11 protein-coding genes, 1 tRNA gene and 1 pseudogene are annotated in these 11,567 nt (G+C 52.0%); 4 read left to right on the top strand and 9 right to left on the bottom strand.

All coding sequences use genetic code 11. From position 1 onward, the window contains the following. Window positions 1-107: 107 nt before the first annotated feature. Window positions 108-2,564, bottom strand: coding sequence for a YbeU/YbeR family protein (locus IBX50_RS12830; protein ID WP_292256415.1), 2,457 nt, complete (start codon window positions 2,562-2,564; stop codon window positions 108-110). A gap of 85 nt (window positions 2,565-2,649) precedes the next feature. Here IBX50_RS12830 and IBX50_RS12825 point away from each other — a divergent pair, with 85 nt between their 5' ends. Further along, complete coding sequence (locus tag IBX50_RS12825; protein WP_292256413.1) at window positions 2,650-3,033, top strand: DUF488 domain-containing protein; 384 nt, start codon at window positions 2,650-2,652, stop codon at window positions 3,031-3,033. A 16-nt stretch (window positions 3,034-3,049) separates the two neighbouring features. Here the strand turns inward: IBX50_RS12825 and IBX50_RS12820 are convergent, their stop codons facing one another. Then, window positions 3,050-3,883 (bottom strand): carbon-nitrogen hydrolase family protein, encoded by an 834-nt coding sequence (locus tag IBX50_RS12820; protein ID WP_292256411.1) that lies wholly within the window; start codon window positions 3,881-3,883, stop codon window positions 3,050-3,052. A 93-nt stretch (window positions 3,884-3,976) separates the two neighbouring features. Between IBX50_RS12820 and IBX50_RS12815 the strand changes: the two genes are divergently transcribed. The 3 genes from IBX50_RS12815 to IBX50_RS12805 all read left to right on the top strand — a co-directional run bounded on the left by IBX50_RS12815 (window position 3,977) and on the right by IBX50_RS12805 (window position 6,403). Further along, window positions 3,977-4,195 carry a hypothetical protein gene (locus IBX50_RS12815; RefSeq protein WP_292256409.1) on the top strand — a complete coding sequence of 73 codons (219 nt, stop codon included), beginning with the start codon at window positions 3,977-3,979 and terminating at the stop codon, window positions 4,193-4,195. An 88-nt stretch (window positions 4,196-4,283) separates the two neighbouring features. Beyond that, a complete protein-coding gene (locus IBX50_RS12810) occupies window positions 4,284-6,266 on the top strand; it encodes an exoribonuclease II (protein WP_292256408.1) in 1,983 nt (660 codons plus the stop codon). Between the two features lie 60 nt (window positions 6,267-6,326). Continuing rightward, a tRNA-Pro gene (locus tag IBX50_RS12805) sits at window positions 6,327-6,403 on the top strand. 267 nt (window positions 6,404-6,670) lie between these two features. Here IBX50_RS12805 and IBX50_RS12800 read toward each other — a convergent pair. From IBX50_RS12800 to IBX50_RS12770, 7 genes and pseudogenes are all read right to left on the bottom strand, one after another. Next, window positions 6,671-6,877: a type II toxin-antitoxin system VapB family antitoxin gene (locus IBX50_RS12800; RefSeq protein WP_292256406.1), complete on the bottom strand. Its 207-nt coding sequence runs from the start codon at window positions 6,875-6,877 to the stop codon at window positions 6,671-6,673. Window positions 6,878-7,100: 223 nt separating this feature from the next. Next, window positions 7,101-7,205: pseudogene (locus IBX50_RS12795) on the bottom strand (ABC transporter ATP-binding protein); the annotation flags it as partial. Between the two features lie 378 nt (window positions 7,206-7,583). Continuing rightward, window positions 7,584-8,342: an ABC transporter ATP-binding protein gene (locus IBX50_RS12790; RefSeq protein ID WP_292256404.1), complete on the bottom strand. Its 759-nt coding sequence runs from the start codon at window positions 8,340-8,342 to the stop codon at window positions 7,584-7,586. Further along, window positions 8,339-9,346, bottom strand: coding sequence for a branched-chain amino acid ABC transporter permease (locus IBX50_RS12785; RefSeq protein WP_292256402.1), 1,008 nt, complete (start codon window positions 9,344-9,346; stop codon window positions 8,339-8,341). The genes IBX50_RS12790 and IBX50_RS12785 overlap by 4 nt, the downstream gene beginning before the upstream one ends. Then, window positions 9,346-10,221: a branched-chain amino acid ABC transporter permease gene (locus IBX50_RS12780; protein ID WP_292256400.1), complete on the bottom strand. Its 876-nt coding sequence runs from the start codon at window positions 10,219-10,221 to the stop codon at window positions 9,346-9,348. The genes IBX50_RS12785 and IBX50_RS12780 overlap by 1 nt, the downstream gene beginning before the upstream one ends. An 86-nt stretch (window positions 10,222-10,307) precedes the next feature. Then, complete coding sequence (locus tag IBX50_RS12775) at window positions 10,308-11,132, bottom strand: ABC transporter substrate-binding protein (protein ID WP_292256399.1); 825 nt, start codon at window positions 11,130-11,132, stop codon at window positions 10,308-10,310. Further along, on the bottom strand, window positions 11,114-11,464 hold the full coding sequence (locus IBX50_RS12770; protein ID WP_292256397.1) for an ABC transporter substrate-binding protein: 351 nt from the start codon (window positions 11,462-11,464) through the stop codon (window positions 11,114-11,116). The genes IBX50_RS12775 and IBX50_RS12770 overlap by 19 nt, the downstream gene beginning before the upstream one ends. Between the last annotated feature and the right edge of the window lie 103 nt (window positions 11,465-11,567).

The following is an 11,567-nucleotide window of genomic DNA, read 5'->3' as shown; positions in this document are numbered from 1 at the left end:
TGGCAGCAGGGTCAAACAGCGGTTCGGAGAGGCTGATTCACAGCCTCATGAATAAGGCGGGGTCATCTTTTGGCAGTTGATGCCCAACCTCCTTCCATTTGGTTTTTTCAATGCAGCCTTCGCCGGGTGGTGCTGAGTGATGTGGCGGCCTGGTTCCAGTCTCTGGCTCGTTCACCCGGCCAGGCCAGGGTGTACCAGAGTCCGGCTTGAGGTGGTACAGCAATCAGCAGGCTGAGTAAGCGCTGGCTGAATATCTCCAGCAGCTCTGCCCGGTTTTCGCTTTCATTCATAAAGAAGTTGTAACCAGCCAGCAACGCGCGGGAAAAATCTGCCCAGCCGTTGTATTCCGCAGTGATTAACTGGCGCACTCGTGCCAGCCATTCCTGCAGCTCTTCATCATTCAGCCAGTCCAACTGGTAACCTGCGACTGCCAGATCCACCAGCTGCACCATATCCCAGGCAGTGAGATCCACATCATTAATACCCAGCGCGTTGCTTTTCACTCGTAACAGGCGCTGATAATAGGCTTCCTGTTCTTCATCCCTTTCTTCCTGCTCATGGGTGTCGATTTCGACATCCAGCCGTGCGGCATTCAAGGTGAAGGGTGAAAAGGCAATTAAATACTCCTGCCGATCACCGGCATGCAGCAGATGATTCAGGAAGTCCTTCAGGTCATCACCATCCTGAAACAAATGGGTATCCTGCAACAGATTTTTTAATTCTTCTCGCGGCCATGCCGGTAGTTTTTCCGGCCAGGACCAGTGAATGCCGGTTAACGGACCAACCAGATTCATAATCGCCAGATCGGCTTCACTGACTGGTTTTCCCGGTTCAGTGAAACGTGCCGGGGGTCGTTTCCAGGGCAGAAAACGGAACAGACTGCCGGGGTCTTGCAGATGCCAGTTCAGCTCGGATTGCAGAGGTTTTTCTTCCCCGCCCAGGCTTAACACTTCATCCCAGCCCTGCCAGGCTTTTAACAGTGGCAAGGCTGCAGCATAGTGCCAACTTAAAAAATCTTTTAAGGCCAGTGCCAGCTGCCGGATTTCACCTTCTGGGTAGTGTCCGGTTTCCAGCGCCTTGACCAGATAAAAGGCGTATTTTTCCGCCATCACTACACCAGCAGGATGTTTTACCAGATCCGCCAGCAAGGGGGTTTGCTCCAACCAGGCATCCCAGACTTCCGGCACGGCAGCCAGATTGCTTGGCAGCAGGGGTTTTTTGCCGGTTCGGCTGTTTAATGCCAGTTGGTCATAATGGTGTACCCGCCCCGGCTGCCAAAAACGCGCCAGAGTGGATGTCAGGGTTTCATCAGGGTGAATATCCAGCCCAGCAAACAAGTAATCCCGCGCTTCGCTGCTGCGGCTTTCGGGTAATCCCTGAGGTTCCAGACCAGTCAGCAGGCAGGCATCATCCCGCAGGCTGGCAACCAGACACGCCAGCAACAAGGGATCATCCAACCCGGCTGAATACTGTTGGATGGCATCACGAAAATCCGGATGATCCAGCGACAGGGCATTCCAGTCCAACTGATGTATGGGTGAAAAAGGAGATTCAAACAACAACGCCCAGGTTTGTTCCAGCTCTGGGCTGAGACTAAATTCGGTTTGGGTTTGCCAGATGCTGTAACCCAGCCGGTAACTTTCTGCCAGTTGCTGCCAGGAGTCGTACTGAGTACGCAGTAACCAGACCGCCACCAGTGCAAAGGTGCGCCATTCTGCCTGGGTCAGGTAACCGGCCAGATAACCGGCCAGAGCCAGATCCGCCATCCGTACCCAGTCCCAGGCCGCCACATCCATTCCGGCATCCGGGTCACGGGTTTCCAGCAGTTCACCGTAGGCTTCATAACCCTCTGGCAGTTCTTTGTGCCAGACTTCACGATCTTCCTCGCTGGCTTGTTGCAGCCATAAAAAATCCAGCTGCCAGGCATAACGCTGCCCCTGCCCACCCAGCCAGTAAAGCAACTGGCGGCAATCCTTGTCAGAATGCACCTGCCAATATTCATTCAGGGTGGCTTCAACATCCGGCCAGAACCGCTGACGCAGGCTTTCTCTTTCATTCAGCGGCTGACGGTAAATCACAAAACTGGAAGAACGCACCGCCAATGCATAACCCAGTGGAGTTTTACGCACCTGTAATGGCTCTGGTAAATGGCGCAACAGGTAATCAAGATTCAACAAACCCTGCTCGCCGGATAATGGCTCTTGCCAGTTGGATAGGTCTGCCATTTGGAGGTGCTTTAATCGGGCGGGGCTTAACCCCTGCTGTGTCAGCTGTTGCAACAGGATGGTCGGAGTGGCACAAACCTGCTGCAAACGCAGGGCAAAACAGGCTTGCCAGGCTTGGCTTTCAGCGGCCTCCAGCCAGTGCAAGCGCTGCATGGCACTCAGCACCAACAAACCGTTCAACAACGGCAAAGCTGACCCATCCTGCCAGGCACGATATAAAAACATATAAGCATCCGCTAGCTGCGGCAGGTGACATTCAGCTAGAATTTCACCTGTTTCACGATCATCATCGGAAAGAGAAGTGAGTGGACGCAGCCAGTCAGGCAAGGAAACAGACAAAAGAACCCCCGAGGGAATAGAACAAAAGTGGCCTATTCTAACTGAGACAAGCGCCAGCGTCAGGCAAATGAACAGAGATCTCAACATGAAACACAAGCTAACCATCAAATGGATCTACGCACCCCCTGAAGAACAGGACGGTATTCGCATACTGGTTGATAATCTCTGGCCGCATGGCTGGGATCAGGATGAGTTGGGTGTTCACCACTGGTGTCAGCAGTCCGCACCTAGCAGCGGTCTAAAGCGCCAGTTAACCAAGGGAGAGCTAGACTGGAAAAACTTTGCACGCTGTTACCGGAGTGAGCTGCATCAACGCCCGGAAAAAGTTCAACTGCTATTAAAGAGCATTGAGCAGAATAATCTAACGCTGTTGACGGCTGAACGAGACTTGGAGCAATCCTGGGTGCAACTGCTGAAGGAACAACTGGAACTATGGATCAGCAACGGGTTGCCACCAAAATCCTTCTGATGCACTCCTTCTTTTATCACAGCCGCCTGTGCTCCAGCGCCGGTAACTGGCTGCGAACCTCCTGCAAACGTGCAGCACTGAACACACCGCTCACCACCCCTTCACCTTCCGGTAGGCAATCCAGCACCTCGCCCCAGGGATCAATCAGCATCGTATGACCAAAGGTTTTACGGCCTCCGGCATGGATGCCAGTCTGAGCAGGAGCCAGCACATAACAGAGGTTTTCCACCGCTCGTGCACGCAACAACAACGACCAGTGTGCCTGACCCGTCGGCACGGTAAACGCCGAGGGTAGAACCAGCAGATCCACCGCATCCAGCTGACGAAACAACTCTGGAAAGCGCAAATCGTAACAGATGCCCAGCCCCACCCGCCCAAATGGCGTATCAAAAGTCACCGGCTGATGACCCGGCACTAGAGTTGCCGCTTCATCATGGCGCTCTTCACCCTGCTGAAAACCAAACAGATGAATCTTGTCATAACGTGCCACGCGACCACCATCGGGTCCATACACCAAACAGGTATTGGTCAGTTTATCGGCACAGTAACTGTTTAACGGCAGGCTACCACCCACCAACCAGATGCCCAGCTTTTGTGCCTGTCCTGCCAAAAAATCCTGCATGGGACCGGCACCATCTTCTTCTGCCAGCACAAAGCGGGCAGGAACATCTGGGTTGATCATCGGGAAAAATTCCGGCAAGGCCACCAGTTCAGCCCCAGCATCAGCGGCCTGTGCCAGCAAAACCGCCGCCCGATCACGATTGGCAAACCACTCAGGGCCAGAAGTCAGTTGTACTGCAGCCAGTCGAGTTTCAGCCTGTTGATGAGAAAAACTGCGAGGATGCAACATGACGGACTCCAATACTGAAATGAAAAAGCAGAATAGGGTAAAATCCCAGTTTACTTGTGAAGTGCATCTGACAACAACAAGGAATCCTCGTCTATGGCTCCCAGCATTTTTTTTCTGCACTTTATTGGTGTAGTAATTGTGATCATCGGGCTTAACCTCAAGGAAAAACACAAGGCTCTGGGCATCTCCATCGCCATTGCCGGTTTTTTAATCGGCACCTGGCCGGTGTGGTACGGTCACTTTATGGCACCCAGCTCCAGTGAAATACGCCAGATGCAGATCCAGCAATACATGGTGCCCGACACCAAATAAAGTGGATTTTTTTATCTATCCCAGCTTGAAACCACCCTTTCAGGGGTTATAGTGTGCCCCTTACTTTGACGTCCGACAGGTTTTTTAAATGCAAAATGCTCTGCTGAAAAACAACTCCCTGCTGTCCCAGCTCAAATCCCAGCTGCGAGAATCCACCCCGCGAGCGGAGGGTCGCATCAAAGGCACCGACAAGGGTTTTGGTTTTTTGGAAACCAACGACGGCAAAAGTTATTTTGTACCACCACCCCATATGAAACAGGTGCTGCACGGTGATCTGGTACGCGCCAAGCTGCATGAAGAAACCGACAAAAAAGGCGAAAAGCGTGAAAGTGCTGAACCCGAAGAGCTGATCGAAGCCAGCCTCAGCCGTTTTATCGGTCGCATCCAGAAGGTGCAGGGCAAACTGGCAGTCGTGCCGGATCATCCCAGCATCAAACAACCCTTAAAAGGTAAAGCAGTTAAAGGGCTGGATGAAGCCTCGTTAGAGGACGGCGACTGGGTGGTAGCCTTTCTGGAGCGTCATCCGTTAAAACCCAATGACAACAGTTTTTTTGTTGAAATCACCCAACTCATTGCCAAAAACAATGACCACTACGCCCCCTGGTGGGTGATTCTGGCACGTCATGATCTGCCGCATGAACAGCCAGTGATTGAAGAAGACTGGGCACTGAATGACCCAGCTAGTCTGGTGCGTGAAGATATGAGCAATGAACACTTCTTCACCATCGACAGTGACACCACCAAAGACATGGATGATGCCCTGGCAATCCAGGCTGATGCGGACGGCGGCTGGACATTAAAAATTGCCATTGCTGATCCCACCGCTTATGTGGCTGAAGGCAGTGCCGCAGATATCGAAGCCAAAACTCGTGCTTTTACCCTTTACCTACCCGCCCGCACCGTGACCATGCTGCCCAAGGTGCTGTCAGATGACCTCTGCTCCCTGATGGAAGGCCAGCGCCGCCCATCACTGGTTGCCACCTTAAAACTGGATGCCGCTGGTGCCTTAACTGGCACTCCCAGCTTTACAGCTGGTTGGATCGAATCCAAAGCCAAGCTGGATTACCAGAAGGTTTCTGACTGGCTGGAAGGTCAGGGTGACTGGCAACCGGGCAGCGAACAACTGGCTAGGGATCTGAAACACCTGCAAGCTCTGACTGCTGCCCGCCTGCAATGGCGACACGACAATGCACTGGTCTTCAAGGATCAGCCGGATTACCGTTTTGTGCTGAATGCTGATGGCAAAATCATCGATATTGAAGTGGAAGAACGCCGTGTTGCCCACAAGATTGTGGAAGAAGCCATGCTGCTGGCTAACGTTTGTGCCGCTGACTTTTTGGCTGAAAAAATTGGTCAGGGCATTTACAACGTGCATCAGGGATTTGATCCAGAAAAAGTCGCTAATGCCCTCAAGCTGATTGAAGAGCAAGGACTGACTTACCACGAAGAAGCCTTTAGTGCGGAAAACCTGGATACCCTGCTGGGCTTTCGCCACCTGCGTCTGGCGCTGGATGACCTGCCTTCCGGCTGGTTGGATTCACGCTTGCGTAAACATCAGGGTTTTTCATTACTTTCTGCAAAACCCGGCCCTCACTTTGGACTGGGTTTTCAACAATACGCCACCTGGACTTCACCCATCCGTAAATACGGTGACATGATCAATCATCGTTTGATCAAAGCGGTACTGGCCGGTGAAACACCCCATCCACTGGATGAAGTGCTAACCGAACAACTGACCGCAGCACGTAAAATCAACCGTATGGCCGAGCGGGATGTTAAAGACTGGTTGTATGCCCGTTTTCTGGCAGAAAAAACCGGCGAACGTTTTGATGCTGAAATCATCAGCATCAACCGGGGTGGCCTACGTGCCAAACTGCTGGCCAATGGTGCTGTAGTATTTGTACCCGCCTCCACCCTGCATCCTGTTAAAGAAGAAATAAATTGTGATGCCGAACACGGCTGGATCATGATCAAGGATCAGGTTCAGTACCGCCTGACAGATCGCATTCAGGTTGAATTAACCGAAGTCAGAATCGACCAGCGCAACCTGATTGGACGCCTCTCTGCCTAGTCATCACTTCAGAAAAACTGCTTGCATATCAAAGCTAAAACGCTATGATATGCAACGTGTCGGAGTGTAGCTCAGCTTGGTAGAGCACTGTCTTCGGGAGGCAGGGGTCGAAGGTTCGAATCCTTTCACTCCGACCAGAGTTGATTAAAAAAGGCCATTGGATCACTGATCCGATGGCCTTTTCAGTTTTGATACAACACCCGATATTCCGCGGATGAGTTAATGCAATACAGGAATGTGTTTGATATTAAATCGGTCTGCCAAAGCATCTAATCGCTTGTCTAGTGTCCACAGCTCAACACCGGGCGATATCAGAGCAGATGACAGTAACAACAGATCTACCAGCGCAGTATTGTAATGCCTGAAATGATCAACCCATACCGAAGTGTCAACCAGAACAGCTTTCATTGCTGGTCATTTCCATGACGACGGGGAATGGCTTGCATATCGGGTTGAGTTCCCCCCCCCAACGCAGCCAGTCGCTTGGCAGACTGGATTCTCACAAAGGTTTTGATGGCTTCACGGAAGAGATCAGCTTTGTCCATGGCTGGATCAGCTACTTCAAGAGCCAGTTCATACAAGGCATCATCAATGCTTACTGTGGTTCTCATACAGCACCTATCGATCATCAATAATGATGTCATAGTGGTTCAGTTTTGATGCCATTGCAAGCAGCGCTCTGCATGTGACTGCTCCCCAGCAAGCCCTTTCCTGCTGATTTTATGGAAAAAAACCGTCATTTGTGTTTAACAGAAACTTTCTGGATGAGCTGGCGAAAGCGCTGCAGCCATCACAGGTTGCAGCGCTTTTTTATTTTCCGCCAGGTAAAGGAGATTACATCCCCAGATACGCCTCACGGACTTTTTCGTTGCTGAGCAGTTCTTTGCCGCTGCCCTGCAGTACCACTTCTCCAGTTTCCAGCACGTAGCCACGATCCGCCGTTGATCATGCATTCACGCAGCAGTTGCCGCAGTTCCTGCAGACGCTGATGCCCCACTACATAACCTTTTTCCAGCTTGTCCAGCAGCTCACTGGTATCCGGGCATTTTTCTCGCAGCAGCTTGTACAGGCGGATTTCAGTCGGCTGGCTGTGCACCCGGTTGGAAAAGTGCTCTATATAGTCAAAAATGGTGCCAAACAGCAGTTCATCCGGCTGTGTGGCATTAATGTTCATGTCCTGTTCCAGCTGATCCAGCAGATCAATAATCCGCCATAAACCCTGGTGCTCACGAACGATGGTACGGATGACCTGCTCACTGCGAGAGCGGGCAGGCGCAACCTGATTCTGTTCTTGCGTCATCTCTTTTGCCTCCACACTCAGCCGCCCAGATAGGCAGCAATAACATCTGGGTTATTGCGGATTTCTTCCGGGGTACCTTCAGCCAGTTTGCGACCATAATTCAGTACCAGCAGACGATCAGAAATCCCCATCACCAGCTTCATATCATGTTCAACCAGCACCACGGTGATACCCTGGGCTGCGACTTTTTTGATCAACTCTTCCAGTGCAGCGGTTTCTGTACCATTCAAACCGGCAGCCGGTTCATCCAGCAGAACCACTTTGGGGTTGGCAGCCAGTGCACGAGCGATTTCCAGGCGTTTGAGTGCACCGTAGGACATGGCCGAGGCATCACTGTGGATGTATTCACCACAACCAACAAACTTCATCAGTTCGATGGCATGATCACGGCAGTCATCTTCATCTTTTAACAGTGAAGGCAGGCGCAACAGGGTGGTCAGCAGGCTGCTTTTTAATTGCAGGTGGCGACCCAGCATGACGTTTTCCAGTGCGGTCATGTTCATACAGATCTGCATCTGCTGAAAGGTACGGCACATGCCCCGTTCAGCCAGCTGATTCGACTCCATACCCACCACATTTTCACCGTTTAACTTGATGCCACCCTTGGTTGGGGTGTAAATACCGGTAATCAGGTTAAACAAGGTGGTTTTACCTGCACCGTTGGGGCCAATCACCGAATAAATCTGACCGGCATCCACAGAAAAACTCAGTCCTTCCACGGCATGAACACCACCAAAGGCTTTATCCAGGCCGGTGACTTCAATTAACGCACTCATGCCTGATCCTCCGATTTTTTACGTGCTCGTTTAGCAATCAGTTTCTGGATGGTGGGTAACAAACCCTTGGGCATAAAAATCATGGTCAGCATCAGGATCAGACCAAACATCATCATTTCCAATTCCTGAAAATCCGCCAGCACCTGCGGCAGTAGTTTCAGTACCGCTGCACCCAGAATCACCCCAAAGGTTGAGGCCATACCACCCAGCACCACCATGGTGATGAGTACAATCGAGTGTTCAAAGCTCGCAATCGCAGGTGTGATAAAACCGGTGAAGTGGGCATAAACACTACCCATCACACTGGCGTAAACCGCAGAAATCACAAATACCAGGCTTTTATAACGGGCGGTATCCACACCCACAACACGAGCCGCCACCTCCGAGCCATGTACCGAGCGCAGTGCACGTCCAATCGGGGAATCAATGATGTTCTGCGCCAGCCATACCGCCAGCAATAACAGCACCCCGGCAAAAAAGTACCAAGCAACATAACCACTAATATCCATGCCCAGCAGGGAATAACTGTTAAAAGAACTCAACTCCCAGCCAAAAATGCTCATGGGGGCTACCGGCATACCATCCGGACCACCGGTCAGCCAGCCTTCGTTGTTGATGATAATGGCAATGATAAAACCCATTGCCAGAGTTGCCATCGACAGGTAATGACCTTTCAGTTTAAGGATGGGTCGACCGACCACCCAGGCAATGACACCCACCACCACCGCAGCAAGGATTAGTGTTGGCACCGGGGACCAGTTGTAACTGCTGGTCAGCACCGCACTGAAGTAGGCACCAATGCCAAAAAAACCAGCATGCCCCAGGCTGATCTGCCCGGCAAAACCCACCAGCAGGTTCAGCCCCACCACGGTGGCGGCAATGATGGCAATCTGTGTTGCCATGTCATAGTGGAAGGGATTACTCATAAACATTGGCAGGATCAGGATGATCACCGCCAGAATGACCAATCCCCTGAGGCGCATTTGCATAAACTTGTTCAGCATCAGACACGCTCCACAACACGGCTGCCGAACAGACCCCGAGGCATAAAGAACAGCACCAGCAGGATCATCGAGAAGGCTACCGCATCTTTATAGTCAGAGGAGATGTAACCGGCGGTCATGGCTTCCACCACACCCAGCAACAAACCACCCACCACGGCACCCACACCACTGCCGAAACCACCCAGCGCAGCAGCCACAAAACCTTTCAGACCCAGCATGATGCCGATGTCATAAGCGGTGAAGGTGATGGGAGCAACCACAATACCGGCCATTGAGCCAAGCAGTGCGGACAGCATAAATGCCAGCATCAATACCATCTGGGTACGGATACCCACCAAACGAGCGGCATCCTTGTTCATGGAGGTAGCCAGAATCGCCTTGCCGATCAGGGTGCGGGTAAAAAACAGCACCAGCGCCACCACCAGCAGGGCACCAATACCAACAACCCAGAAACTCTGGCTGTTTAATACCGCACCAAACAGGTGGACGGGTTCATTGCTGGAGAAGTTCTGCATCACGTGGTATTCCTTGCCCCAGACCAGCTGGGAAACACCACGGATAAATATGGATGCACCAATGGTGATAATGATCAGCGTCACCACGTCAGCCTGTTTGGCCGGTGCAATGGCAAAACGTTGCAGAGCAACACCGAGAATACCAGCCAGCAGAACGGCCAATACTATGGCGACAGGCATAGGGAATCCCATTCCCACCAGTGACACAGTGGCCATACCACCGATCATCAGGAATTCACCCTGAGCAAAGTTGATCACGTGACTGGCGTTATAGATGAGAGTAAAACCCAGAGCCACCAGGGCATAGGTCGCACCGATAGTAATACCGGTAAACAGGTACTGAATAAATTCTGCAAGCATGGTTAAAATCCCGTCGATAACCGGCCTGCTGGGGAGCGCCCGCAAAGGCACTCCCACAAACCGATTGGCAGGTTAATGAAGTTAAATCAGTCGATCAGTGTCCACTTGCCGTTTTTCACTTCCAGAATACGGAAGGAATCAGCACCCAAACCGTTATGATCCTTGGGAGACATGTTGAAAACACCAGTAACGCCCACATAACCCTGGATGCTTTCCAGTGCCTTACGAACCGCCTCACGATCGGTGGAACCGGCTTTTTCGATGGCTTCCACAGCCAGCATCAAACCGTCAAAGGCATAACCACCAAAGGTGGACACCTGAGTGTTCCAGCGCTGCTCATAGGCCGATTTGTAGGCTTGTACCACGGCTTTTTGTGGATCACTGTCTGGCAGGGAGTCAGGCACCAGCAAAGGAGAAGCAGGCAGACGCAGGCCTTCACCGGCACTACCGACCAGCTCCAGGAAGCGATCAGATGCGACACCGTGAGACTGATAAAACGGCAGACCAATACCCAGCTGGGAATAGTTGCGCGTCACAATCGCTGGAGACTGTCCAAAACCGAAGTTGAACACTGCTTGTACACCGGGCGTATTACGGATACGGGTCAGCTGGGCACTCATATCGGTATCCGTGGGGCTGTAAGTCACATCCGCCACAATTTCCACACCCATACCACCGGCAATAGCCAGGGTTTGTTCCCGACCGGAACGACCAAAACCATCGGTACCGGAGATCAAGCCAACTTTGGTCAGACCGCGTTTTTTCATATCCTGCAGCACACGCTGGGCAGCAGCACGGTCTGATTGAGGGGTTTTAAATACCCAAGGCTTGACCGGATCAGTGATAACCACCGCACCCGCCAGGGAAATGAAAGGTGTACGTGCCTGTTCGATCAGTGGCACAGCAGCCATGGTTGCACCTGTGGTACTGCCACCCACAATGATGTCAACCCGCGATCCGAACGCACCAGACGGCTGGCAAAGTTACGGGCTGCGGAAGCATCACCGGCATCATCATAATGAATCAGCTGTAATGGACGACCCAGCACACCACCGGATTGATTGATCCGCTCAACGTACATTTCCAGGGTTTTTAGTTCCGGATCACCCAGAAAAGATGCCGGGCCGGTTACAGAGAGGAAAGAGCCGATTTTGATCGGTTCAGCAGCCTGAGCACCGGCAAAAATCCCGGCGGCCAGGGTTGCGGCCAGAAAGCCCGCACGACGTAAGATTTTCTTACTCATTGTTGTTATTCTCCAGGGTTGGGACAGTGGCTGTCCTCGTTTATTTTTGTTAAGTTTTTGGCAAAGTGATTCAAAAGATGCCTCAAATCCATGAAACCTTGAC

The organism is Marinospirillum sp. (genome assembly GCF_014859565.1).
Note: the sequence above shows the minus strand (reverse complement) of the source record. Positions and strands in the feature narration are given on the sequence as shown.